Origin of the sequence: Paenibacillus sp. FSL L8-0494 (assembly GCF_038003695.1) — a bacterium.
In the GTDB taxonomy this organism is placed as follows: domain Bacteria; phylum Bacillota; class Bacilli; order Paenibacillales; family Paenibacillaceae; genus Paenibacillus_AQ; species Paenibacillus_AQ odorifer.
On record NZ_JBBOPQ010000001.1, the window covers coordinates 3,848,652 to 3,873,466 of the forward strand.

Genomic DNA, 24,815 nt, shown 5'->3' on the forward strand with positions numbered 1-24,815 from the left:
AGCTTGACGAAGCTGCCGGAATGTTTTTCGCGGCAGCTTCGTAGTGAAAGGATATTCAGCTCTCAGTCTCATTAATCCAACCAAACTCTTTTATTTCTTAGTGATAGGCACCCATATTTCGCTTTTAAAATTTGGCGATGTGATATCTTTGTGCTCATTCCAAAGAATTTCAGGCCCTTTAATTAGCTCATATCCCGATGACGGAGCCCATTCCGAATATATTCGCCCCCAGATCTCTTGTAGCGCACTCGGAAAAGAGCCGACGACTGTGAATACAGCCCACATGGAGGCCGCCACTTCCAGCTGATCCAAGCCATTCCATGCGTCTTTCGTAGTGGCAACGCCAATATAATGATCGAACTCTCCTTTTTCCTCCATACGCCCCTCAGAGAAATTTGTAGAGGCGCTTATAAACCCTGAGGGCTCAACATCGGAAAATCTCTTCATCTCATCAATCATTTCCGGCGTCAACCCTTCATACATCGACGCAATCTCCGGATTGACCCCTTGGAAAATGATTGGTACCCGTTTTTTTATGCCCACGATGTGAAAAGATTCTTTGATTTCAATACGGTAATTCATTTCATTTCCTCCTTTGATAGTCAGCTGAAACGACATCCGAGGGAACGCCTTAAGGGATTGTCCATGGACCCGAGCTTCCGAAGGATTTACCCCATGCATGCTATGGAAAGCCCTAGAAAAGGAATCAGGCGAATTATAACCATATTTCAGAGCGGTATCGATAATTTTGATATTACTTTGTGATAGCTCGAGTGCTGCCAAGGTTAGACGTCGACGCCGGATGTATTCCGACAGAGTAATGCCTGCTAGGAATGAGAACATGCGAGTAAAATGATATTCCGAACAGCAGGCTATTTTCACAACCTCCTGATAATCAATTTGATTTGTTAGGTTCTCCTCAATATAGTTTATTGCTTTGTTCAGTTGTATCAGCGTATCCATGACGTTGCCTCCCCTCGTTAATTATAGGTTATCAGAGAAGGTTTTTACCTTCCCGACTTTTTCTGCACGATTCTGTAGGGTTTTCATGTTTCGATGAACAGAGACTCGATATGAGGAAGTAAAATTCTTCTCACAAGAAGGACTACTTTTTTTGAATGTCAAGATCATAGTTAACATAATCATAATTATGTTAACTATGACCTGAAGTACGTTTAGCAGTTCGTTTGTCCACTCACTTTCACTGCCTTTTCATAGCAAGCGCAAAACGCTCTATCGTCTCTTTTGACAACCCATTTACGTTCTTATTTTTTCTTTTTACCATCCGCAATACAAACCGATCTAGCAAAGTTAGCTTCTCTTCATAGATCTCATCTCCAAAAACTTCTTTCGTCACAGATTGGTTATATAACACTTCTGGAAACGCAGATTTCAATTCTTGTGAGGCCTCCTCACCTTTTGCTCCTGCACAAATAAACAATCCTACTCGTTTTTTCCCTAGTTCATGTTGATATTTTGCTGTAAAATCAGTCATTTGTTTTTGGATTTTCCCATAATAAATAGATCCTCCCAAGATGACCGTATCATATCGTTCCAGTGTCGGCTCTTTAGCATGCATCAAATTAACTACTTCGGTTTCTTCGCCCAGTTGAGATTTTAATAAATAAGCCGCTTTCTCCGCACACCCATATTTCGAGGTAAACATAATTATTGTCTTCATTCTAATCGCTCCCTTCCGCTCGCTGGTCACTTATTATCTTAAGGGTTCACGTACATGCTTTAACAAAATAACCATACAAGCAGCAATAGCTAAAGCCATCGTCGGAAAAATTACACACTCGGCTATAGACACAGCCACACCGCTATAGATCATTGCCGCCAGCATTGCCGTAATTGCTAGCAGTAATGTAACTCCTTTGAAAACAACGACAGTTGCCAGTAGGTACCCAAAAGGTTGTCTACGAATGACCATAATCCCCGTAACAATTGCTAATGGGACCAAGATCGCAAGATCCAAAACTTGAATTACCAACGTACTATAGTGCTCGAGCCCTTGTGGCGGTATTCCCCCCAGTAGTGAATTCAGTATTTTCCCTAGCCAGAGAAATAAAATCATAAAAGCAATAACCATTAGTGAAAAGCCGATTCCTTTAGAAGGTAAACTGTTTTTAAAGTAAGTATGTATGGATTCTTTATCGAAGGAAAATAAGGCTAGGATGAATGCGAAAAAACTTAAAGAAAACAACAGCACATAAACTAAAAACAATGAATTGTACATCGTCAGAAAGCTGTAGGATGCGTAAGTATATAAAAAGTACCCCAGAGTGCCCGTAAGGAGCATCCTCCCCTTTATCGAGCCTTTAATTGTCATGATGAGCGAACTGAGCAGTAAAGGTATGGCAAGAAATAATGTAACTCCATCCTGTGCTTTAGCTTGTGCCGCCGCAGAGACAGAATCATGGCTGTACACTCCTGACCCCTGAAGCTTTACATCCTCGCCCCATATTGACGTAAAAGTATATTTTGTTCCATCACTTATCCCATCTGAAAACAACCCAACCGCTGTTGCAAACACTGCAATAACCGAAATCAACACCGACAGCACTACGACTTTCCTTATATGTTTTATAACAACCTCCCCCTCCCTTCATGAAAATATTTAGATTTTACCTGGAGGCAATAGCAACCATTGAATCCAAATGACATGAAATCAGAGCTTCGACCTGATCATCAGGCAGATCTTTTTCGACAAGCAAACGCATAATTAAACCGAACGCTGCACTCCATATCACCTGAGCAGTGAGTTCTACGAAAGCTTCCTCACGGTTTTTCTGTGCTTCAAATCTGAACAGGCCCTGGCAGAGCATCCCAATCGCTTTACGCTCCTGTGCTGCTCCTCTAAATAGAACAGCTGTGTAACTAAGAACAGCCGGCGTATCGTTTAGCATGACATTCCGGTATTCTACACCCGTGGAAAGAGACATCCTGATGAACTTCTCCAATGATCGTTTTAAAAGTGTATCTGGAGGTAATTCCTGCTGTACCTCTTGTTGCACAGACTGAAGCTCAGTAAGCATATCCGTATATTTTTGTTGCAAATAGTTCTCGATAATCTCTTCTTTGCCTTTAAAATAATGATAAATAATTCCCGGTGAATATTCGATTTTCTCAGCGATTTTTCGGATAGAGAGCTTCTCTATTCCCTCTTCAGCAATCAATAAAGCTGCATTTTGCAGGATTAGATTCCTCATTTCTTCACGCTCACGTACTTTTCGTTGTTCTTTAGTCATAAATTTGTCTCCTCATGTGTTGAACACTGTTTAATCTTTGAACACTGTTTAATATATGTTTTGGATTAGTATTATGTCAATATCCTTAGTCACATGTATTCCCCTCCTCCAATGTACATATCTGGACATAAAAAATCCGCCAGTCATTTAGACTGACGGAACCTTTAATTTGTGAAGTTAAAGGATTACAGACAGAGGGTTTTAGTAATGATAACCAACAGGATAAACAGAACCAGAATAGCTCCTGTGGAAGTGAAACCACCGTATCCTCCTGCAAATTCGCCCATTGTTGACTCCTCCTTTGTAATTGAGTACATCATAAGATATGCAATATTGCCCTCACTGACTGGGTATTTTGAACACAAAAAATAAACCAACGACCCTTTTTATGGTGAATGGTTTTAATTGGTTTACATAAATAATGTTATGTTAACTAAAGTAGAGAGCATTAGATGCTCATTACTTTACAATTCGTATATATTCTTAATAGCTAGCCAGTTATATAAAAAAATACAGTTTCCTAGCCGTCCTTCTTGACGCTCTCTTGGTCATCCTCCACTGTCTAGCTCTCACTCGCTTAGCACCACTTTTCCATTCCATTTGCTGTTAATGGTAAACTCCTTCTTTAAGAAAAACCCGAAAACACACGGATTTTCATTTCTTAATTCGATTAATAGTTAATGTGTTGAAGTATTGGCTGGGATTGCCTTGTTGTGGATTAAAGCGCTCTTGAAACTCTCCATGGGTATAGTCCCCGATCACTTTATGCCAGAAATCACGAGCGGGCGTATTCGCACGGACTTGTGAAACCTTCCATTCACCAGGGTACATATCAAAAAGCTTATGCGCAGCCCATGTACCTACACCACTTCGGCGGTATTTTTGCATCACAAAAAACTCAGTCATATAAAACTGGCCTTCAGGATTACGCAATAACCTGTCCACCAAAGCAAAACCAGCAATATGCCCGTCCACCTTAAACAAATACGCTGATTTATTATTTCCGCTACTCCAATAAGCTTCTAGACCCGGATAGGCTGGAAATACCCCGTCTTGATTGACATCAAATTCTAAATAACGGGTGAAATCATATAGGTAGAACTGCATTAATCTGCTTATAGTATGCTTACGTTCTTTGGGAACCAGCTCAATTTCAAGTTTCATTATGTGCACCTCTGACATTTATGTTTACTTCACATCATAAAGCTTAGCGGCATCAGGAGCAAGGCTCGGCCCTAGTTTTCCCTTCATTCGAAGTCCAATCTGGGACAAAACATGTTAAGATAGAAGGAAGAGATTTTATGCAATCTATGGAAAAAGGTGAATCACATGAGCGTTCAAAAGAACGATGACCGTAAAAAACTTGATCAAAAGCTACCCCTCATGCCCTGGTTCGTTCAGCAGTTTATTGACTATAAACGACCTGATCTCTCCCCCTCCACACTGCTGGAGTATATCCGGGATTATGAATCTTTTTTCGGCTGGTTGCGGGCAGAGGGCTTATCCCAAGCCGGCTCAAATACCGAGATCACGCTTCTAGAATTGGAAACCCTACATATGGACAGTATTGTCGGATATCGGTTGCATCTAACTACCCGAGCCGAAGGTACGAACACTCGTGTTACTGTATCCCGTAAACTATCTGCATTACGCTCCTTATTTCATTATTTAAGTCAAATCGCTGAGGACGAGAACTTTTATCCATTGCTTAAGCGAAACATTATGGCTAAGGTTGAGGTCAAACGAACACATAAGCCAAAAGACACTGCCGCTAAATTAAAGGGTAAGATTTTGGAAGATGAGGAATTACTGGAGTTTGTGGGGTACATTTATGAAGGGTATGGACGGGATGTGGAAGGCAACAAACAGGCTTATTATTCGTTTCAATTGAATCACGAGCGTGATGCCTGTATTGCCAGCTTGATTCTGAACTCTGGCCTGCGTGTATCTGAGGTAGTCAATCTAAACGTAGACGATTTGGATATTAACAACAAGCTGCTCTATGTCACCCGCAAAGGGAATAATGACGAAACGTTTAAGACACCCGTCTATTTTAGAGAGCAAGCTAAAGATGATCTAGCTCTTTATCTTAGTCTGCGCCAATCTCGCTACAAAACACCCAAGAGAGAAAAGGCCTTATTTATCTCTCTCCCTAACGGGCGTCAAGAAGGCAAACGTATGACCAAACGTGCGATTCAAGAAATGATTATTAAGTACGCTAAACGCTTTGGTAAACCGTATCTTACGGTTCATAAGCTACGTCATTCTTTTGCAACAGATTATTATCTGCAAAATGATATTTATAAAACGAAGGAACAGCTCGGGCACGCATCCACCGAGACAACTGAGATCTACGCTCATCTAACGGATAAAACGATGTCTGAGGCGATCGAGCGGCGTGTCGATAATTAATCATCACAAAGGGAGCTCATACTTCGGATGAGTAGCCGCTCTTCGCTATTGCAGAGTTGTTATCGGACTTAGCTGACCTTAAACGCAAGATTATCTCATATTTGGGTGGCTAACGGACCTCAAGGTCGCTATTGGCCTGAAATACGCAAATATGAGCTCCATTCTATGAAATAGCGACGCTGAGGTCCGAAACCCCGCTTAAAAGGTGATAAATATGCAAATAAGATCATCTGGGTCCGTAAGCGTCCGCGGGTGATTAATCTCGGCAGTGGCGCAGCCAATAACTCAAAACAATAGAGCAGTAACTCTTCCGATAGGAGATTTACTGCGATTTGTGTTGCCTACCCGGAAACTTTACTTTCGCTTTTCTTCAAATTTGAATTACATTCGGCGGGCACCCCTAACCCGATTATTGTTGCACTAAAAACCCACTTACGGTACGCAAGTGGGTTTTCTTATTCTAATTTCTGGGGTAACCCTCCCTTTAAAACCGGTTGTTAGCGACTATTGGGTTAGCAGGAACGCTGTTTTTTTGCTTATCTATTGTGAATTTTTCATATGTTGAAATGTTGGAAATAATAACGTTGACTTAACAATTATATGGCGATTTCTGTGCGTACGTGGATATCAAATACCTTTCATAGCTCCAAGACCTGCGGTGATATTTTGTTAATCATCGATGGCCAGAGTACCCTCCACATCTAGCCCCGAATCTCTCCTGGCAGCTTGATCACTGTTACCTTATCTCCGGCAGATAGCCCCTTTTCTTCTGGGGGTACAACTATCAAACAGTCGCTATCCTTGATCGTGACCGTTACGGAAGATTCATCAATGAGTGCCGGATAAGCAAACAAGCTGCCGTCTTTTATTTCTAAGCGAGCTCGCACAAATCTAGTAAAATTATTCACTCTTTTATAATCTGTACCGAGTGTAACGTTCCATTCCGGTAAAAAAGGCTGAGAAGCACTTTGCATCAGTGAAATCACAGGCCGTGCAAACAGTTGAAACCCAACGAAACAAGCCCCCGGATTCCCGGATAAAGCTAACAGCAGCTTACCCTCTCTAACCGCAGCAGTAGTTACGCTTCCCGGACGCATCGTCACTTTGTTGAACAACATATTACCACTTTGTTCGCGAACCAAGTCGCCCATGATATCATAGTCCCCCACAGAAACGCCACCCGTTGTGATCACAAAATCATAAGTTTCCAGCGCCATCTGTACTTTACTTCTAGCCAGCTCCAGATCATCCACAATAGCGCCTAACATTACTGGAACACCCCCTGTCTCTTTGACTAGAGCTTCGAGCATAGGGGAGTTACTATTGCGGATTTTGCCAGGCTCCAGCGGCTCATGCACTTCCAGCAGCTCTGTTCCTGTGGCAAAGATGGCTACCTTAGGACGACGATAGACTTTCACGGTATGTAATCCAAACGCTGCAAGAACAGCTATATCCCCCGCAGAGATTAACCTTCCTATAGGCAATACAAGATCTCCTTGGCTTAATTCGAAACCTTGAGGTGTGATATTAATGTTTGCCTCTAGTTTTTTTCGAATACCAACGTAAGTCTTTCCTTCCTCTTCACGTCTCTCCGTGACCTCCAGCATCACCACAGCATCTGCCCCAACCGGTACTTGTGCACCAGTCATAATTCTTGCGGCTGTTCCCGGAGTTATATCTACCGCAGGCACTGCGCCACACGGAATATTATCCACAATTTCTAACCATACAACTTGTCCATTAACACAGTTATGGGTGTCCGACGCTATAATCGCATATCCATCCATACTCGAACGATTAAACGCAGGAAATGGGTGTGGGGCAATCACTTTTTCAGCCAAATAACGTCCACAACACTCATCTAGCGATACGTTTTCTGATTCTAGCGGATTGGCATATTTGATTATTTTGGCCTGAGCTTCTTTTACTTTCAGTGCTTCACGCTGAAATTTATTATCCTTCATAAAGACCTCCGCTCTGAAACGTCGATGTTTGCAGTAATAGGTATTATTTTAACATGAGACCTCTTGAAGTAAAATTATAAACACAAAAGGCCACCATCCATGTTTATGGGCAGCAGCCTTTTCTACAATATTTTTTCCGGTATAGTGATCTATTACTTCTCTACTAGGCTAGGATGCTCTAATTACCTTTACATCCCCAGGGATTATTTTCTCCCCTTCATAAAGCATAAACCGTCCATGTTGCCACTCTACACGCAGTAGACGTGAATCATCTGATTGATATTGCCACACATGCTGCTCTCCACCATTCATAAATGGCGTCTGACCTGCAACAGCAACAAAACCTTCATATTCTTCCTCCAGGAAAAATGTATAGCCATCGAGCTCAAGAGTTGCTGGAACCTCAGCAGGATTATCTAACCGCCCATCGATAGGTCTGTACAATCCATATTGCAGCTGTTCCCGCTCTTCTATATGAAGATAAGCTATCTGGCTTCCATCTCTAAGGGTCAGAACTACAGCATTACGGCCCCGATTATGTGTCCGGCCAGTAACTTCATAGGTGACAAGCGATACTTCACAAATGTCTCCGGGAGACAAATTAAGCATACTTTTTTGAACTTCCTGAGGCGCTGGCTTAGAGAAAAGGTTACCTATACGTTTCCACATACTCAACTTGATCGTTCCTCCTACATAAAGGCAGTAATAATTAAAGCACCCGTAATTTGCAGTGAACCTGATAGCAGGCCATATCCGATTTTACCAAGCTGTGTACCATGATCCAGATCCAGCTTCCCCCAATTTGCTAGTAGAAGCCGAACCGTTCTTTCTAAAATTAACAAAAGCAAAAATGATACCAACGAAATCAGCAACGCATCTAACAAACTATTGGAAGCCGCTATCGATGAAGATAAAATGAAGGCCTGAGCTAAAAGCTTCATTACAAACCGTGTAGTCACCGCCATATTTCCAGCCTTTAACTCTTCAATATCGTTATAACGAGTAAAAAGTGAATCTATATACATCAGTACAAACAGCAACACAGCGCCGCTCACCGTCCACACGACCATGGACACCAGAATATGGAGATCCATTCTATAGCCCCCGCTTAATCATTTTGCATGCCTTTCATAAGCATAGATAAAGCGAAGAAGAAACGAATTTCTGTCTCCCCTTCGCCTGTGAACACCAGCCGTGAACCGGCTAAAGATCAAATGTTATTGCTTCTCGTATTGTTTCATCAGAGCCGCCAGTTCATCTTCAACCGCTTGATCTTTGTTCAGCTTCTCGAATTCGTCATCCAGAGATTTATTGCCTGAACTCATCTCATTGCTGGCTTCAGCCTGAGCTTCTGCTTGCAGCATTTTATCTTCCATACGTTTGAGACCTGCAGACGCTGAATCGGAGCTAAATCCGCTCATTGCTTTGTTGATCTCGGTTTGAGCTTTGGCAGCGTTATAACGTGCAACCAATGTCTCACGTTTGTTCTTCATTTGGGTAAGCTGTTTGCGCATCTCTTCAAGCTTGCCACGAAGGTTATCCGCAGAGGCTTTGTTCTGATCAAAGCTGGCTTTGTATTCTACCAGTTTAGCTTCAGCAGCATTTTTCTCTTCCAGAGCGCGGCGAGCAAGGTCAACATTACCCGCTTGAGCTGCTGCATGAGCCTGTTGGGTACGTTTGTTAACAAGCGCTTCTTGTTCTTCATACAGCTGTTTGAATTTCTTCTCAATGGCGATTTGCGCCGCTACAGCTTTTTCTGCATCTTCTAAATCTTCGGTCATATCACGAATGTATTGATCTGTCATTTTAATCGGGTCTTCTGCTTTGTCAATAATCGCGTTCACATTAGACATGGTTAAATCGCGCAATCTTTTAAATATAGACATGGTTTCATTCCTCCAAAAGATAATTTAATTCCTCACATGCTATCTTTTACGTAGAATTGCCACTACCGTTTCATATTTGTTGCGCTAAATATTGATTTACTTTTAAATTCACAATTTCCACGACTTCCATAATACCTTCTTTCGTGAGATTGTCGTAATGAATCCCCATCACTACTGTGACCGTCTTGTTCAGCGCTTCAGCTACTCTGATCGCAATGGGCTCGCTTATCGTATGCTCTTTATGATGAGGAACCGCTGAAGTCAGTACTTTAACCTGCTCCCCCTCCAGATAAGCAGTACTCATCGCACCAATATGCCGAACACCTCCACTAATTAAGAGCAAGAGATCACGTCCGACAGCCGTCGCCTTCAGCTCAATATCCTCAGGATCAATCTGGTTAGTAGTCAATAGTATTCCCCTCACTGCTTCACTTTATATAATGCCCCGTATTTCCTCTAGTGATTGAATATTTTCTTCAACCATAAATTGCTCAAGCTCTGCAACTAGCTGACTACCTGCACGCAAATTCATGAAATTATAAGTTCCCACTTGGATAACTGCAGCACCTGCCATAATAAACTCGATTATATCCGTCGCTGAAGTGATGCCACCCATTCCGATCACGGGAATCGTTACGTTTTGTGCAACTTGATGCACCATACGCAGAGCGACAGGCTTAATCGCAGGTCCAGACAATCCAGCATATAAGTTATTGAATACACTGCTTCTGCGGCGGACATCAATCTTCATTCCTGAGATCGTGTTGATGAGCGAGACAGCGTCTGCCCCCTCTTCCTGACACATTTGTGCCATTTCAACGATATTTTCGGCTCCCGGCGACAGCTTTACAGCGAGGGGCAGTTTAGTTGCGCGTCTAACAGCCTGTACTACTTTTTGAGCTTCTGAAGTTTGGATCCCAAACGCAATGCCGCCCTCTTTAACATTTGGACAAGAAATATTCAATTCAATCATGTCCACTGCTGTCTTACCTGCACTCGCACGAGCATCTGCATCCCGCTGAATCATCTCAGCACCAAGAACATAATCTTCAAGTGTGCCTCCACCCAGGTTGACCAAACGAGCAGTATCGAGTGTTTCCCAATAAGGGCATTCTTTATCTATAAATGCAGCTACACCCGGATTCTCGAGTCCCACACTATTCAGCATACCAGAAGCTGTCTCATATACACGAGTGCCGGGATTCCCCGCTTTCGGATTGAGGGTTAACCCCTTGCCAGAGATTCCACCCAGCAGAGACACATCATACAGCTTGCCATATTCACGGCCAAAACCAAACGTTCCAGAGGCCATTATAATTGGATTTTTAAAATGAACGCCAGCAATTGTTGTGTTCAACTTAGTCATGGAAAATCACCTCCTCAGAAAGAAACACAGGTCCGTCTGCACAGGCCTTCTTTTGACCATCACGGCAGGATACACTGCAGACCAGACAGGCTCCAATCCCACAAGCCATTCGGTTCTCTAGAGAAAGGTATACTTTCGTTCTACTGCCTGCTTCTTCAGCAGCAATGCCTTTACGTTGAGCAGCTTTAAGCATAGGGTGTGGGCCGCAGACAAAGACATGATCATATTGGCTGAAATCCACACTATCCAAAATTAAACCGCCAACATCGACTACAAGTTCACTTGCAAGTGGGCGAAACGCTTCTGTCCGGTAAGCTTCACGGCTAAAGCCCAAAAAGATATCACTCCCCGGAAGCTGCTTCGCACAATAATATAGCGGTGCAATTCCGATCCCACCGCCGATGAGCGCAACCTTCCCTTCAACCTGTGGAAATCCATTTCCAAAAGGGCCCTCAAGCTCTACCGAATCACCTGAACCCAGTCGTGAGAATATCTCCGTACCTTCCCCAACTACGTGATACAGAAATTCAACACTATCCTCGTGTACTTCATGTATACTTAAGGGTCTGGATAGGATGGGGTAAGCTCCCCATGCCCGTAACATGTAGAATTGACCCATTGCTCCGCCACTATTCGTCTCTACCTTAAGGTGATACACACCATCTGTCAGCCGTTCGTTACTTAGAACCGTCCCCACGTTATCAAGCTCCTTCAAATTTTATCTTTATTAAGATTGCCTTAGAAGGAGCATAAAATCTGTGACAAACTTCACATCGAAAACGGTCTAGCCTCTTTTCCAAATCCCACGTTCATAAGGTTTAGGTACATCATGTACGCCACCAAGCGCTTCTTCAGCATGTAAAGCCCAATAAGGATCACTTAACATCCCACGGCCAATAGCTACAAGCTCCGCCCTTTTTTCTGCAATGATGGACTGTGCCTCAGAATAGGCTTCAAGCCGTCCTACCGCAATTACTGGCACTTGTAATCCACTGCGAATATATTCTGCCAGATCTGCTTGGTAGGCTGGGCCCGCATTAGGTCCACCATTAGAGCCAATGGGCCCTTCACCACCTGAAGACACATGGAACATATCCACTCCAGCATCCTTATATCGGCGGCAAAACTCCAGGGCATAGGCAGCATCATATCCACCATCAACATATTCTTTCGCGGATACCCTCATGATCAAGGGCATATCTACTGGCACTACTTCTCGGATTGCTGCAACTACTTGTTCTCCAAAAAGTGCAGGATCTTGTCCATATTCATCCTCTCTGAGGTTGGACAGAGGTGAATGAAACTGGTGAATTAAGTAACCATGCGCACCATGAATCTCCACAGTATCAAATCCTGCCTCCACAGCTCTACGAGCGGCATCACGAAAGGCTTCTATCATCTCAAGGATGCCTTCCTTAGAAAGCGCCTGTGGCTGCTTAGAACGAGCATCAAAAGGAATTGCAGAAGGTGCAACCGGCGGCTCAGCATCGACCGCTTTACGTCCGGCATGCCCTAGTTGAATGGCTATTTTTGCTCCATAGGCATGTACACTATCTGTGAGCTTACGATACGCCTCTATATGCGTATCACTCCAAATCCCTGTATCCCGGTTCGTTATTCTACCGTCCGGATGTACTCCAGTCATCTCGACAATGATTAGACCAGTACCTCCAATAGCACGGCTTACATAATGAACAAAATGCCAATCATTGGGGATGCCATCCTCTTTATCCACCGAATACTGGCACATAGGTGGCATAACAATACGATTTTTCAGCGTTAAACCCTTCAATTCATAAGGTGCAAACAATTCTGACATCCTTGTCCCCATCCTTCCACCTGTCTATAATTGGCCCGGGAATATCCCGTTCTATTTAGTATACACGCATTAGTGTGTGCAAGAAATCTTTACCAGAGACCTTGAAGAAACGGCATAAATTCATCCTTCAATGGAGATAACAATGAAGAATATGGTGATGATCAGGTAGTAAAGGAGGCATTTGGGGATGTATGATCAACGGAGAGTCCAGAAACTGCTGGTAGTATTAGGATCAATCATTGTCCTGCTATTTCCAACCTCTTCAGCAGAGGTTGCTTCAGCTCCAGCTCAGAATCAGAAGTCCTCACAGGATCAAATTAAAAGTACGCAGACCACTGACGAAGACAAGGCGATATCTGCGGGAACTTCTACTACAAATAATTCAACGAGCAGCAACAATAAGAACACTAAGGGCTTGTCTCTGAGTCAGCTATTACACAAATATCCCGAGACCTTTAAGACCAGCGGTCCTCGGAATAAAGTCATCGCCTTAACTTTTGACGATGTGCCTGACCCAAGGTTTACACCCCAATTGCTAGATGTTCTTAAAAAATATCATGTCAAAGCAACCTTCTTCGTGGTAGGAAGCCGAGCTGAGAAACATCCTGCTCTAGTGAAGCGGATGATTAGAGAAGGACATGCTATTGGAAATCACTCTTATGACCATCCTCAGTTTGTGAAGCTGAAGATGCATGATTTCAGATCACAGATCATTGAGACCGAGAACATTATTCAAACCTTAGCCGGATATAAACCACGCTTGATTCGTCCACCCTATGGAGATATCTCTGAGCAACAGTTGAGATGGGCAAAAAATCATGGTTATAAGCTTGTAAATTGGAATGTGGATTCGTTGGACTGGAAGGGACTTTCCAAAACTCAAGTTAGAAATAACATCTTAGCTAATGCTGGAAAAGGAGCAATTATCCTTCAGCATGGTGGAGGTGGGCCGGGTAGTGATCTTAGTGGAACGATTCAGGCTTTACCTGAGGTAATCACGATAATGCGTAAACGTGGCTATTCTTTCGTTACCGTTCCTCAATTGCTGCAGGTCTCTAAAAATAAATAAACAAGAAACGGAGGCAGCCGCTAAGGACTCCCTCCGTTTCTTGTTTAACCTATTTAAAACCATTCCATATCTCTGTATAAATCTCTATATTTTTATCTAGCTATTTAACAATGTATAATTGTACATATTGATAACCAAAATCCGCTACAAAGCTTTGGCTGCCTGGAATAAAGATATCGATGCGGTTACCTTTAATGGCACTTCCCATATCGGTTGCAGTAGCCAGAAAAGCTTCTTTAGGCAATCCTGAGTGTGAATGGCCGGTAACCAACACTTTTGTTCCAAGAGGAATTACACTTGGATCAACCGCAATGGTTCCTAGCTTAAGTGGGTTTCCAAAATAATCAACCGCACCCCAGCCTCCATTCTCACTAGCCGCTGAGGAATAAGCAGAAGCCTTAACTTGTATCGTTTTCTCATAGTTAAATGACTTGCCCCATGCTTCAACTGTTTTTGATTCTGGAGTAACATTCAGGCTTGGGGTAAGCACTGGAGTTTCTGTCGTAGCTACAGACTCTGCTTGCATTTTACTAGGGATCGTTATTTTAAGTCCATCGTAAATATTAAGAGCTGCAACGTTTGGATTAGCTTTCATTAGATCATTAACACCGACATTGTATTGTTGAGAAAGAGTATAGAAAGTATTGCCTTCCTTTGCAATATGAACGCTGTCTGCAAAAGCAGGAGCGGTGTGCAGCAATGCACTAATTCCCATAACTGCAGCAAGGGTTTTAATGGTTCTGAACTTGTTCTTCATAAATGCCTCCTCTTTAGATGGGCGTAAGCGGTATGACTTCCGTATACGCTCGTGTACATTTCCTGTACTTATGTACATCTTGTGTGATGTCCTGATGTATTGTTGTCTTTTGTAAAACTGACAGGACTTAATATATCACAATTTTGTAACCTATGCGTATGTAATTGTTACCATTCTGAAATAACATGTTTAATTATTGTCTTTGATTCATTAAGAAGTTAACATAATTTTTATTATGTTAACTAATTAGCGACAATCATATCCTATTATATAAAATAATTAAATAATATTCTTTGAGATTTTACATAGATTTAACATTTCGTGCCTCATCCAATAGTAAAATGATAGAATATGATAAATAGATTTGAGATACAGACATCGAAGCATATTTGGAGGTCCCATGAATACAGAAGAGATTAAAAACAACCAAAGCAGTCCAGCCACTGCTTACCTCAATAGGGATTTGAGCTGGATCGAATTTAACCGCCGTGTACTCAAGGAGGCGCAGGACCCTGATAACCCTTTAATGGAACGTGCCAGATTTCTGGCAATCGTCTCGAGCAATCTGGATGAATTCATAAGCGTTCGCGTAGCGGGAATTCAAGATCAGATCCGGGCGGGTTATACTAAAAAAGATTTCACAGGCTACACCCCTTCCGGGCTGTATAAACGCCTCATCAAACGCGTAACCAAAATCATTGCCGATCAATACCGGACATTCCGTGATATTTCGCGGAGTTTGCATAAAGAAGGCATCGTATTTGTGGATTATAAGGATCTTACCCATGCCCAAGAGCAGTCCATAGAACAGTATTACCGGGATATCATCTATCCTGTACTTACGCCAATGGCTGTTGATCAGAGCCGGCCGTTTCCACTCGTGCACAGCCAGTTTATCTACCTAGCTGTTGTTCTTACTCGTAAGAATGGCCTTGAAGAGGAGCCTTATTTTGCTATCCTGCAAATTCCTTCGAATCTGCCAAGATGTATCCCTCTTCCACACCGCTCTAATAGTAAGAAAAGACAATTTGTATTTATTGAAGATGTGATCCGCCATCACATTCAAACCTTATTCAGCGGTTACGAACCTGTTGCGGTTAGTGAGTTTCGTTTGACTCGTAACTCAGATCTTACAATCGATGAGGAAGGTGCCGAGGATCTGCTGGAAGAGATCGAAAAAGAGCTGCGCAAGCGTCGTCGCGGGGTGCCTGCTCGTCTGGAGGTACAAAAAGGTATCCATCCCTATGCTCTTGAGCAGCTGCAAGCTGAATTTGAGCTGGAGGACTTCGTATTTGAAATAGAAGGTCCGCTCGATCTGGGCTTTCTTCGTAATTTTGCCGGAAGCTTAAAAGGTTTTAGTTACTTGAACTATCCACCTATTGAGCCGGTCTACCCTGCTGAATTTCAAGAAAACGAGGATTTCTTCGAGGTGCTGCGTGAACGGGATGTATTAGTCTACCACCCTTACGAGTCTTTTGATGCGATGACAGACTTTATCATTCAAGCTTCAGAAGATGAGCAAGTGATGGCTATTAAAATGACCTTATACCGTGTCAGCGGAAATTCTCCACTTATCACTGCACTAGCCAATGCTGCGGAGTCTGGCAAGCAAGTTACAGTGGTTGTAGAGTTAAAAGCCCGATTTGATGAGGAACGGAACATCGCTTGGGCACGCCAGCTTGAAAAATCAGGCTGTCATGTCGTTTATGGTCTGATCGGACTCAAAACGCATGCCAAAGTGACCTTGATTGTCCGCCAGGAAGGCCCTGAACTGCGTCGTTACGTGCATGTAGGCACAGGAAACTATAATGACAGTACAGCCAAGGCTTACACGGATCTCAGTCTATTCACCGCCCAAAGCGATATCGGACTGGATGCTTCCGAGCTGTTTAATCAAATGACTGGATATTCGGCTAATTTTGACTGGCATTCCTTCATTGTAGCGCCAACGAATATGAGCTTATCCCTGCAAAAGCTAATGATGCGTGAAGCTGAACATGCGCGGGCAGGCAGACCCGCACGAATAATCGCCAAGATGAACTCACTCTCTAATCAGCAAGTGATCGACGATTTATATGGCGCAGCCCAAGCCGGTGTCTCCATTGACTTAATCGTGCGAGGGGTTTGCTGCCTACGTCCGGGAATAGAGGGCTTAAGTGAAAACATTACAGTACGCAGTATCGTAGACCGTTTTCTGGAGCACTCCCGGATCTATTATTTCGAAAATGGCGGCAAACCTGAGGTGTATTTATCCAGTGCCGACTGGATGACTAGAAACCTAACCCGCCGGATTGAGCTGATGTGTCCTGTCAGAGACAGCGGCATCCGTAAACAGATCGTCAAGATTCTAGAGTTGTCTCTACAAGATAATGTTAAAGCCAGCTTCTTGCAGGCTAATGGATATTACGAACAACCAGACGACAAAAAGGCCCCTTTCCGGAGCCAGTTTGCTGCAATGGATGTTACACGTTGGAAGGGAAGCCGAGTTTTACCTTCACCGCCCAAGCATTCTTAAATGCTTTTATCGCGTTCTCAATGTCCTCTAGGCCAATTAGCAGTGACGATGCGCCCTCTAAGTCCAGATGAAGCGTATTGCCGTGCAGATCGGCCTTCAGGCCGCTTACAATTCCAATCTCCGTGCTGTCCAGCGCAATGCTAAGCTGGACAAGCGATCCGAGCTTATGAATCCACTCTTCGTCGGATGGCAGCAAAATGTCCTTATGTTGTTGGGACAATTTCTGCTTCCGGCTTTTTGTGCTGTATGAGGCAATCATAGCGCAAAGAATAAGCTGACGGTGGGTAAGTCCACGAATCGGTGAATTCATCAACCAATACAAAGTATGTCGTTTGGATTGGTAATAGTTAATATTCGTTCCCGTACGATGCAGCATGATGGACACATAGATTAACATCTCGTGCTCTGCTCTATTCGATTCATCTTTAAATGCGTCAAACAGGCTGAGCGCTAGCTTGTTGATATGATCTAAATACCGTTTAGAGGTATGAATATCAAAGCGAATGATCGTGTTTAAGCTATATTCTAAAGCACTATCACGCACTGGCTGCTCCGGCTCCAACAGATCATGCAGCAAACCTTCTCTGAGTCCCTCCCCGCTGATTATCGCCTCACTCGCCCCAATATACTGATACACCGTATGGAAAATAATCAACCCGGATACAATGATATCCGCCCGACTCTTAGATAATCCATCTAAATCCTTACGTTTTTCGTAAGGCATTGAAGGTAGGGTGTTCATAAAGTGCTCGATTGTCTCACTGGTCATCGTATAACCGTGGGAGTTAGGCAATGAGTATGCTCGTGTCTTCTGATCCAGCTTCCCCAAAGAACGAACCGTCCCTCCTAAACCGAATAAAGGAAGCCCAGCTTTGGCATTTAGCCAATCATGCTCAACCAGCCTGCCCAGAACAAAGGTCTGCAGCTTGTGAATCTGCTCATCGCTCCAATTCCCACCTTGACCAAACATTAGATTGGTATTTACTGCCCCGAACGGGAAAGAAATGCTATGTTGATAACGCCGCTGACAAAAAAGAGTGATTTCAGTACTCCCGCCACCAATATCAATGACATAACCATCCTCTACATTAAAGGCATTAATAACACCCAAGAAGCCATAATATGCCTCCTGGTGGCCACTGATCACCTCAATCGGAATGGAAGAGGATTGTGACAAAAAGCTTATTATTTCGCTTGAGTTAGCTGCATTACGAATAGCTGCCGTTGCACCCGCCCGAATGGTTTCCACTGCAAAAGCATTGCAGATTTCCTTAAACTGCCGCAAGACCGGAACAATCGTTTCCATGTCCTTTTGTTCCAGTCTATTCTCCTTCGTAATCTTCTCACTAAGGCGAGCGGAGTACTTACACTCCTTGATGATCTTATAGCCTCCTTCGCGCGTTGTATCATAAATTACAAGACGAATGGAGTTCGAACCAATATCAATAATGCCTATCCGGCGTAGATCATCTCTCATTATGTATGTACTCCTTTTCCTGTTGATTGACTGACCATCTATTATACATGGTTTACATAAATAAATGAACTCAGTCCCAGCGATATATCCCCACATTACCCTCAGGACCCTATAACAAAACGGCCACCGGATACTTGTCCAGGGCCGTTTTGACGAATTCTTTATAATACTTTACTTAAAAAATCCTTAGTCCGAGCATGTGTAGGATTACCAAATACTTGTTCAGGAGTACCCTGTTCAACGATTACCCCGCCATCCATAAACAGAATGCGGTCACCCACTTCACGGGCAAAGCCCATCTCATGTGTAACAATAACCATTGTCATTCCGTCTTCGGCAAGCTTTTTCATAACCTCAAGTACCTCTCCTACCATTTCCGGATCAAGCGCTGAGGTAGGCTCATCAAAAAGCATCACATGCGGCTGCATGGCTAATGCACGAGCAATCGCAATCCGCTGCTTCTGTCCACCGGACAATTGAGCTGGATAAACATCCTTTTTATCTTCAAGCCCTACAGTCTTGAGGAGCTCCATTGCGAATTTATCGGCCACAGCCTGTTGCTGTTTTCTTACTTTAATCGGTGCGAGTGTAATGTTTTGCAGAACGGTTTTGTGCGGAAAAAGGTTGAACTGTTGAAAAACCATCCCCATCTTCTCACGCGTTGCATTGATATCATGCTTCTTTGAGGTGATCGATTCCCCTTCAAAAGTGATCTCTCCACCTGTAGGCTGCTCCAATAGATTCAAGCAACGCAGAAAGGTACTTTTTCCCGAACCACTGGGCCCGATTACAACGACAACCTCACCCTTTTTAATCTCCAAATCGATTCCCTTGAGAATCTCCAGCTTTCCATAATGCTTCTGCAGGTTCTTAACGGCGATCATCGGTATTCAGCCTCCTTTCGAGTCTACCTAGGATCTTGGAAAGCGTAAACGTTAGAACAAAATACATAAAGGCAGCAATCACGAGTGGTGTCATACCATCATACGAAATCGTTGTAACCGTACGAGCTTGAAACATCAAATCCGTTACTCCGATAAATGAAATAATTGATGATTCCTTGATAATGGTAATGAATTCATTACCGATTGCCGGAAGTACACTTTTAAGTGCCTGAGGAAGTACAATATGACGCATTGTCATCCCTTGTTTCATTCCAAGTGAACGTGCGGCCTCCGTTTGTCCACGATCGACACCCTGAATTCCGGCGCGAAATATTTCTGCCAGATAAGCAGAACTGTTAATGGAGAGTGTAATCGCCCCGGACTGAATCGGAGTAAACTCAATCCCAAACGTCGCCAGCCCGTAATGGATGAGAAACAGTTGCACAAGCATTGGAGTGCCCCGCAAAAATTCAACCCAAGCAGTGGCTAAGAAACGTAACACTCTCCATTTTGACATCCGTAGTAGAGAGACGATAATCCCAAGAATGAAGCCAAAAAAGACACCAAGAACAGCAAGAAGCAAGGTATATTGTAATCCAGTCAAGAAAAGATCACGATAATCATAAGCCATTCTAAATAAAGTAATATCCAATATCTTATCCCCCTATCTCCAAAAAAATAGAAAATAGCAAAGTTCCGCTATTTTCTGTAATACACATACAATTTACTTCAGCAGACCTAAAACAATATCCATTCCTTACTTCGTGCTTTCAGCAAGCTCACTGGCTGCCGCTACATATTCATCAATCTTACCTTCTGATTCTAGACGTTTAAGTGTTGCATTTACTTTATCTAGAAGCTCTGTATTGCCTTTTTTAATACCAATTGCGTATCCATCATCTTCTACTTCAGGCTTAGCATCGGTAATTACAAGACCCGCTAAATTCTTAACAAAAGATTTGGCTACAGGTCCTTCAATAATTGCTGTATCGATACGGTTAGATTGCAATTGCAGAACGATCTCGGAGATTTTACCAAGAGAAGTGATCTTTGCGCCTTCAATCTCTTTGGCGATTTCTTCTTGAATAGAGCCTGTCTGTACACCAATTTTGGTGCCCTTCACCGCGTCCATAGTAGCGTATTTATCTTTATCTGCTTCGCGCACTACAATAGCTTGCTCTGCTTTGTAATAAATATCTGAGAGTTCAACCGCTTTTTTGCGTTCTTCAGTCGGGCTAAGACCGGAAATCACCATATCTACACGTCCACTGGACAATTCGTTAAGCAGTGAATCAAAAGGCAGATCCTTAACTTCAAGCTCAGCGCCCATGTCAGCAGCAATTTCTTTAGCGATGTCGATATCGAAACCTACGATGGTATCTTTTCCGTCCACTACTTTATGGAATTCGTACGGAGGAAAATCTGCACTTGTTCCCATAATCAGCTTTTTAGTAACTGCACCGGAATTTGCATTACCACTAGCAGCGGTATCATTATCATTTTTATTTTGACCGCAGCCTGAGAGCAGACCTACCGCTAATACCATTCCTAAACTAAGTTTACCCCATTTGTTCATTTCTATATCTCCCCTATTCATATGAAAAAATCTAAGTTGACCCAATGACTGACTTATTATAAATCAGAACGCATGAATATGCAAAGGCATAATTGTGACAATAACTTCCTTTTAATGGATTTCTATGAGGGTAATTCTATAATACACAACTAAAAAACCGTTTTTATTCACGATGAAGCAAGATTTATACATTTTTACTATCCCCTATACTAGCTAAATCATTCGATTATTCATTCCCTTCTGTCATAAAAAAAGGACTGCTCCCAGAGTATTTACCATACTCCCGGGTGCAATCCCTTATTAACCCATTACAGAATTTGTTAAACTTTATCTTGTTATATCATCATAGATGTCCATGTACTGTTGAGCGGATACATTCCAGCTATAATCTCCCGCGAATGCATTTTTTGTGATCTTTTTCCAATGTTCAGGCTGCTTGTAAAAAGAAAGTGCCCGGCGCAGCGTAAACATCATATCGTGAGCATTATAATTGCTGAACGTAAAGCCATTGCCTTCACCGGTTTCTTCATTATAAGCGTGCACAGTATCATTGAGGCCACCTGTCTCACGTACAACGGGTATACTACCATAGCGCAAAGCGAGCAGCTGACTGATGCCACATGGCTCAAACTTGGACGGCATAAGGAAGATATCGCTGGCAGCATATATTTTACGTGAGAGTGCATCATTAAATAGGATCTGTGAAGACAGCTTTGTCGGATAACGCCATGCTGCTTCCTTGAACCAACGCTCGTAGGATTCATCACCAGTTCCAAGCAGCACAAATTGAATATCATCGTGATATAGCAGCTCATCCAGCACTCGGGTAAGCAGATCTAAGCCTTTGGAGTCCACAAGACGCGTGACCATAGCTACCATTGGGATATTAGCATCTACTGGTAATCCCAGCTCTTCCTGCAAGGCTACTTTGTTCTCCGTCTTCTTGGTTAAATTGGAACGATAACGGGTGACAAGGCTGGAATCTGTCGCTGGATTATAACTTTTAGTATCAATGCCATTCACAATACCACTTAAAACATCTGACCGTGCGTTCAATAAACCATCCAAGCCGTAACCATAATAAGGTGTGCGAATTTCTTCTGAATAGGTCGGACTAACGGTCGTGACCCGATCACTGAATACAATCCCGCCTTTTAAGAAATTCACATTACCATAGTACTCCACACTACCAAAATAACTGCTATCCAGACCTAACAGCTCTCCAAGTACTTCATAAGGAAATACTCCCTGATACAACAGGTTATGTATTGTAAATACACTCCGCATTTCACTGTAAAATGGATTGTGACGATAATGCCCCTGTAGGAGCATTGGAATTACGGCCGCGTGCCAATCATGGCAATGCAGAACATCAGGCTGGAAATCAATGGCCGGCAGACACTCCAGTACTGCACGATTATAGAACGCAAACCGTTCACCATCGTCCATATAACCATAAATTCCATCACGCCCAAAATAATACTCATTGTCGATAAAATAAACGGGGATACCCTCATAGATAATGCGTTCAATTCCACAGTATTGTTTTCGCCAGCCAATTGGGACATACACTTCCGTTAAATGCTCCATTTGAGCGGTGAACTTGTCAGGAATCCCACGATATTTAGGCAAAATCACTCGTACATCTACCCCGGCAGCCTTCAGCGCTTTAGGTAGTGCTCCAATGACATCGGCCAAACCACCCGTTTTGACAAAAGGATGGGCTTCAGCTGCGGCAAATAAAACTTTCATGATTATTTCCCCCTTAAACTGTACGGATTCTCTATTCGTACTTAGATCTATAACTCTTTTGCCTCTTTATTCTTACCCATTCGTGACGTTTTTTTAAACACCAGGAAGCTAAGGGGCGGAAGAGTCAGCTCTATGCTGTTCACCTGATTGTGCCATTCCAGCTTAACGCTCTTTTGAGGGACATTGTGCAATCCGGAACCGCCGTACTCTACATTTTCGGAGCTAAAGAACTCTTCATATGTCCCAGCCCGTGGCACGCCTATACGATAATTGTGCCGTTCTACCGGTTGGAAATTGATGACAATAAGCAGCATATCTCCTGGTTTCTTCCCTCGTCGTATATACGAAATCACACTTTGATCATTGTCATCTGCATCAATCCACTGATAACCTTCTTGAGCATGATCCAGCTCCCACAGCGCTTTTTCGGAGCGGTACAGTTTATTAAGTGCAGCCGTGTAGGCAAGCATCCGACGATGGCTCTCATAATCCAACAGCAGCCAGTCCAGCTGCTCCTGATCCTTCCATTCGATAAACTGACCGAACTCTCCACCCATAAACAGAAGCTTTTTACCGGGATGTGAGATCTGATATCCCAGCAGCTGTCTGAGCCCTGCAAACTTCTGTTCATAAGCACCCGGCATTTTGTCTAACAAAGACTTCTTGCCGTGGACAACCTCGTCATGCGATAGCGGCAATGCGTAATTTTCGGCATAAGCATAACATATTGGGAACGTAAGTAAATTATGATGATAAGGGCGCCCACCAAAATCATGTTCTATGTAGCCTAGCGTATCATTCATCCAACCCATATTCCATTTGTAATTGAAGCCAAGGCCTCCTTCATGCACTGGTGCAGTAACCCCCGGCCAAGCACTGGATTCCTCCGCCATCATCAATGCTTTTGGGAAATAATGAAAGATAGCCTTGTTCAGATTCTGGATAAATTTGATGGCTTCCAGATTCTCCAATCCACCGTTAACATTCCGCCGATATTGATGATCCCGTTTTTCGAAATCTAATCGAAGCATACTGGTAACCGCATCTACACGCATTCCGTCGATATGATAATACTCAAACCAAAACAGCGCATTAGAAATAAGAAAAGAAGAAATCTCCGGCTTACTGAAATCAAACGAAAGTGTCCCCCAGCCTGGTTTTTCAGCTAACATTGGATCGGCATATTCATAAAGTGGCGCTCCATCAAACATACGTAATCCGTGTGCGTCTTTGGCAAAGTGAGCTGGAACCCAATCTAAAATCACACCGATACCTGCCTGATGCAGCTGATCGATCAAATACATCAACTCATGGGGTTCGCCATAACGGCTGGTTGCCGCAAAATACCCCGTCCCTTGATAACCCCAGGATAGATCGTATGGATGTTCTGCCAGCGGCATAAATTCCACGTGTGTATAGTTCATCTCCACCAAATAAGGAATTAAGAGCTCGCTCATTTCCCGATAGGTGTAGAACTCTCCATCTTCTTTTTGACGCCAGGTACCGAAGTGCATTTCATAAATGTTCATTGGTTGTTGATAAGGCGCTTTGCTTTTCCGACGCCATGCTGCATCTCCCCATCGGTAGCCATCCAGTTCTGCTACTACCGAAGCCGTTGCCGGTCGAACCTCGGCTTTGAAAGCAAAAGGATCCGCTTTTAGGAAACTTGATCCATCTGAGGCAAGAATCCTGTATTTGTAAAAAGTTCCCGGCTGTATTCCCGGAAAAAAACGACTCCAAAATCCTGAATCGGGTATCTTATATAACGAGTCCACGCCCTGTGTTCCGTCCCAATCATTATGATCACCAGCTAGTCCTACATATGTCGCATGAGGAGCCCACACGGTAAAGCGCACACCGGTAACGCCTTCTTCAGCGGCAGTGTGTGCACCCAGCATAGAATAGCTGCGATAATTGGTGCCCTCATGGAACAGATAGATATCAGCAGCTGACGGAAGGGTCTCGATTTTTGCTTTTTCAGCCAATTCTACACCACCTTTTTCAATGTGCTTGTACCTATTACCTTACCCGAATATTACCATTTTGAAAATGTTTTGATGTTAAAAGAAAAGATTTTCTGATAAAGA

24 protein-coding genes are annotated in these 24,815 nt (G+C 43.3%); 3 read left to right on the forward strand and 21 right to left on the reverse strand.

The window, feature by feature from the left end:
• Nucleotides 1-90: 90 nt before the first annotated feature.
• The 6 genes from NYE35_RS17535 to NYE35_RS17560 form a co-directional block, all read right to left on the reverse strand.
• Nucleotides 91-963, reverse strand: coding sequence for an AraC family transcriptional regulator (locus tag NYE35_RS17535; protein WP_076099065.1), 873 nt, complete (start codon nucleotides 961-963; stop codon nucleotides 91-93).
• A gap of 238 nt (nucleotides 964-1,201) precedes the next feature.
• Nucleotides 1,202-1,681 (reverse strand): flavodoxin domain-containing protein, encoded by a 480-nt coding sequence (locus tag NYE35_RS17540; RefSeq protein WP_076099064.1) that lies wholly within the window; start codon nucleotides 1,679-1,681, stop codon nucleotides 1,202-1,204.
• A gap of 33 nt (nucleotides 1,682-1,714) precedes the next feature.
• Nucleotides 1,715-2,566 carry a hypothetical protein gene (locus NYE35_RS17545; protein WP_081382429.1) on the reverse strand — a complete coding sequence of 284 codons (852 nt, stop codon included), beginning with the start codon at nucleotides 2,564-2,566 and terminating at the stop codon, nucleotides 1,715-1,717.
• Between the two features lie 61 nt (nucleotides 2,567-2,627).
• On the reverse strand, nucleotides 2,628-3,251 hold the full coding sequence (locus NYE35_RS17550) for a TetR/AcrR family transcriptional regulator (RefSeq protein ID WP_038571504.1): 624 nt from the start codon (nucleotides 3,249-3,251) through the stop codon (nucleotides 2,628-2,630).
• A gap of 185 nt (nucleotides 3,252-3,436) precedes the next feature.
• Nucleotides 3,437-3,538, reverse strand: a complete 102-nt coding sequence (locus NYE35_RS17555; RefSeq protein ID WP_197069683.1) for a sporulation protein YjcZ — start codon at nucleotides 3,536-3,538, stop codon at nucleotides 3,437-3,439.
• Nucleotides 3,539-3,905: 367 nt separating this feature from the next.
• Entirely contained in the window at nucleotides 3,906-4,415 is a 510-nt protein-coding gene (locus tag NYE35_RS17560) for a GNAT family N-acetyltransferase (RefSeq protein ID WP_052097079.1), read from the reverse strand.
• Nucleotides 4,416-4,580: 165 nt separating this feature from the next.
• On the opposite strand from NYE35_RS17560, the gene xerS reads away from it, so the two are divergent.
• Nucleotides 4,581-5,663, forward strand: a complete 1,083-nt coding sequence (gene xerS / locus NYE35_RS17565; RefSeq protein WP_036687613.1) for a tyrosine recombinase XerS — start codon at nucleotides 4,581-4,583, stop codon at nucleotides 5,661-5,663.
• Between the two features lie 701 nt (nucleotides 5,664-6,364).
• Here xerS and NYE35_RS17570 read toward each other — a convergent pair.
• From NYE35_RS17570 to NYE35_RS17605, 8 genes are all read right to left on the reverse strand, one after another.
• Nucleotides 6,365-7,627, reverse strand: a complete 1,263-nt coding sequence (locus NYE35_RS17570) for a molybdopterin molybdotransferase MoeA (RefSeq protein WP_341121800.1) — start codon at nucleotides 7,625-7,627, stop codon at nucleotides 6,365-6,367.
• A gap of 168 nt (nucleotides 7,628-7,795) precedes the next feature.
• The gene (locus NYE35_RS17575; RefSeq protein ID WP_076130052.1) at nucleotides 7,796-8,302 is read right to left on the reverse strand and encodes a DUF4178 domain-containing protein; all 507 of its coding nucleotides are present in this window, start codon (nucleotides 8,300-8,302) and stop codon (nucleotides 7,796-7,798) included.
• A gap of 14 nt (nucleotides 8,303-8,316) precedes the next feature.
• A complete protein-coding gene (locus tag NYE35_RS17580; protein ID WP_036687618.1) occupies nucleotides 8,317-8,721 on the reverse strand; it encodes a DUF350 domain-containing protein in 405 nt (134 codons plus the stop codon).
• A gap of 123 nt (nucleotides 8,722-8,844) precedes the next feature.
• The gene (locus NYE35_RS17585; RefSeq protein WP_036687619.1) at nucleotides 8,845-9,513 is read right to left on the reverse strand and encodes a PspA/IM30 family protein; all 669 of its coding nucleotides are present in this window, start codon (nucleotides 9,511-9,513) and stop codon (nucleotides 8,845-8,847) included.
• A 70-nt stretch (nucleotides 9,514-9,583) separates the two neighbouring features.
• The gene (lpdD, locus tag NYE35_RS17590) at nucleotides 9,584-9,922 is read right to left on the reverse strand and encodes a prenylated flavin chaperone LpdD (RefSeq protein ID WP_244886346.1); all 339 of its coding nucleotides are present in this window, start codon (nucleotides 9,920-9,922) and stop codon (nucleotides 9,584-9,586) included.
• A gap of 24 nt (nucleotides 9,923-9,946) precedes the next feature.
• The gene (locus tag NYE35_RS17595) at nucleotides 9,947-10,879 is read right to left on the reverse strand and encodes a dihydroorotate dehydrogenase (protein ID WP_038571513.1); all 933 of its coding nucleotides are present in this window, start codon (nucleotides 10,877-10,879) and stop codon (nucleotides 9,947-9,949) included.
• On the reverse strand, nucleotides 10,872-11,576 hold the full coding sequence (locus NYE35_RS17600; RefSeq protein ID WP_038571515.1) for a dihydroorotate dehydrogenase electron transfer subunit: 705 nt from the start codon (nucleotides 11,574-11,576) through the stop codon (nucleotides 10,872-10,874). Before NYE35_RS17600 ends, NYE35_RS17595 begins: the two co-directional genes overlap by 8 nt.
• An 87-nt stretch (nucleotides 11,577-11,663) precedes the next feature.
• Nucleotides 11,664-12,698, reverse strand: a complete 1,035-nt coding sequence (locus NYE35_RS17605) for an NADH:flavin oxidoreductase/NADH oxidase (protein WP_341121801.1) — start codon at nucleotides 12,696-12,698, stop codon at nucleotides 11,664-11,666.
• Nucleotides 12,699-12,885: 187 nt separating this feature from the next.
• Here NYE35_RS17605 and NYE35_RS17610 point away from each other — a divergent pair, with 187 nt between their 5' ends.
• Nucleotides 12,886-13,767: a polysaccharide deacetylase family protein gene (locus NYE35_RS17610; RefSeq protein ID WP_036687626.1), complete on the forward strand. Its 882-nt coding sequence runs from the start codon at nucleotides 12,886-12,888 to the stop codon at nucleotides 13,765-13,767.
• A gap of 100 nt (nucleotides 13,768-13,867) precedes the next feature.
• Here the strand turns inward: NYE35_RS17610 and NYE35_RS17615 are convergent, their stop codons facing one another.
• On the reverse strand, nucleotides 13,868-14,524 hold the full coding sequence (locus tag NYE35_RS17615) for a 3D domain-containing protein (protein WP_038571518.1): 657 nt from the start codon (nucleotides 14,522-14,524) through the stop codon (nucleotides 13,868-13,870).
• A gap of 400 nt (nucleotides 14,525-14,924) precedes the next feature.
• Between NYE35_RS17615 and ppk1 the strand changes: the two genes are divergently transcribed.
• Entirely contained in the window at nucleotides 14,925-17,039 is a 2,115-nt protein-coding gene (gene ppk1 / locus NYE35_RS17620; protein WP_036687629.1) for a polyphosphate kinase 1, read from the forward strand.
• Here the strand turns inward: ppk1 and NYE35_RS17625 are convergent.
• The 6 genes from NYE35_RS17625 to glgB all read right to left on the reverse strand — a co-directional run bounded on the left by NYE35_RS17625 (nucleotide 16,987) and on the right by glgB (nucleotide 24,713).
• Complete coding sequence (locus NYE35_RS17625; protein ID WP_341121802.1) at nucleotides 16,987-18,516, reverse strand: Ppx/GppA phosphatase family protein; 1,530 nt, start codon at nucleotides 18,514-18,516, stop codon at nucleotides 16,987-16,989. The two genes, ppk1 and NYE35_RS17625, sit on opposite strands and share 53 nt — an antisense overlap.
• Nucleotides 18,517-18,677: 161 nt before the next feature.
• Nucleotides 18,678-19,400 (reverse strand): amino acid ABC transporter ATP-binding protein, encoded by a 723-nt coding sequence (locus NYE35_RS17630; protein ID WP_036687633.1) that lies wholly within the window; start codon nucleotides 19,398-19,400, stop codon nucleotides 18,678-18,680.
• Nucleotides 19,387-20,052, reverse strand: a complete 666-nt coding sequence (locus NYE35_RS31450; RefSeq protein ID WP_235219554.1) for an amino acid ABC transporter permease — start codon at nucleotides 20,050-20,052, stop codon at nucleotides 19,387-19,389. Before NYE35_RS31450 ends, NYE35_RS17630 begins: the two co-directional genes overlap by 14 nt.
• A gap of 105 nt (nucleotides 20,053-20,157) precedes the next feature.
• Entirely contained in the window at nucleotides 20,158-20,976 is an 819-nt protein-coding gene (locus NYE35_RS31455; protein ID WP_036687634.1) for a transporter substrate-binding domain-containing protein, read from the reverse strand.
• Between the two features lie 327 nt (nucleotides 20,977-21,303).
• A complete protein-coding gene (gene glgA, locus NYE35_RS17640; RefSeq protein WP_036687636.1) occupies nucleotides 21,304-22,728 on the reverse strand; it encodes a glycogen synthase GlgA in 1,425 nt (474 codons plus the stop codon).
• Between the two features lie 47 nt (nucleotides 22,729-22,775).
• The gene (glgB, locus tag NYE35_RS17645) at nucleotides 22,776-24,713 is read right to left on the reverse strand and encodes a 1,4-alpha-glucan branching protein GlgB (protein ID WP_341121803.1); all 1,938 of its coding nucleotides are present in this window, start codon (nucleotides 24,711-24,713) and stop codon (nucleotides 22,776-22,778) included.
• Nucleotides 24,714-24,815 lie beyond the last annotated feature (102 nt).

Excerpts from the sequence above, each read along its gene's own strand:
- NYE35_RS17535 (WP_076099065.1), bottom strand. The coding sequence starts at position 963 with ATGGATACGCTGATACAACTGAACAAAGCAATAAACTATATTGAGGAG.
- NYE35_RS17540 (WP_076099064.1), bottom strand. The coding sequence starts at position 1,681 with ATGAAGACAATAATTATGTTTACCTCGAAATATGGGTGTGCGGAGAAA.
- NYE35_RS17550 (WP_038571504.1), bottom strand. The coding sequence starts at position 3,251 with ATGACTAAAGAACAACGAAAAGTACGTGAGCGTGAAGAAATGAGGAAT.
- NYE35_RS17555 (WP_197069683.1), bottom strand. The coding sequence starts at position 3,538 with ATGGGCGAATTTGCAGGAGGATACGGTGGTTTCACTTCCACAGGAGCT.
- NYE35_RS17560 (WP_052097079.1), bottom strand. The coding sequence starts at position 4,415 with ATGAAACTTGAAATTGAGCTGGTTCCCAAAGAACGTAAGCATACTATA.
- xerS (WP_036687613.1), top strand. The coding sequence starts at position 4,581 with ATGAGCGTTCAAAAGAACGATGACCGTAAAAAACTTGATCAAAAGCTA.
- NYE35_RS17570 (WP_341121800.1), bottom strand. The coding sequence starts at position 7,627 with ATGAAGGATAATAAATTTCAGCGTGAAGCACTGAAAGTAAAAGAAGCT.
- NYE35_RS17580 (WP_036687618.1), bottom strand. The coding sequence starts at position 8,721 with ATGGATCTCCATATTCTGGTGTCCATGGTCGTGTGGACGGTGAGCGGC.
- NYE35_RS17585 (WP_036687619.1), bottom strand. The coding sequence starts at position 9,513 with ATGTCTATATTTAAAAGATTGCGCGATTTAACCATGTCTAATGTGAAC.
- NYE35_RS17595 (WP_038571513.1), bottom strand. The coding sequence starts at position 10,879 with ATGACTAAGTTGAACACAACAATTGCTGGCGTTCATTTTAAAAATCCA.
- NYE35_RS17605 (WP_341121801.1), bottom strand. The coding sequence starts at position 12,698 with ATGTCAGAATTGTTTGCACCTTATGAATTGAAGGGTTTAACGCTGAAA.
- NYE35_RS17610 (WP_036687626.1), top strand. The coding sequence starts at position 12,886 with ATGTATGATCAACGGAGAGTCCAGAAACTGCTGGTAGTATTAGGATCA.
- NYE35_RS17615 (WP_038571518.1), bottom strand. The coding sequence starts at position 14,524 with ATGAAGAACAAGTTCAGAACCATTAAAACCCTTGCTGCAGTTATGGGA.
- ppk1 (WP_036687629.1), top strand. The coding sequence starts at position 14,925 with ATGAATACAGAAGAGATTAAAAACAACCAAAGCAGTCCAGCCACTGCT.
- NYE35_RS17625 (WP_341121802.1), bottom strand. The coding sequence starts at position 18,516 with ATGAGAGATGATCTACGCCGGATAGGCATTATTGATATTGGTTCGAAC.
- NYE35_RS17630 (WP_036687633.1), bottom strand. The coding sequence starts at position 19,400 with ATGATCGCCGTTAAGAACCTGCAGAAGCATTATGGAAAGCTGGAGATT.
- NYE35_RS31455 (WP_036687634.1), bottom strand. The coding sequence starts at position 20,976 with ATGAACAAATGGGGTAAACTTAGTTTAGGAATGGTATTAGCGGTAGGT.
- glgA (WP_036687636.1), bottom strand. The coding sequence starts at position 22,728 with ATGAAAGTTTTATTTGCCGCAGCTGAAGCCCATCCTTTTGTCAAAACG.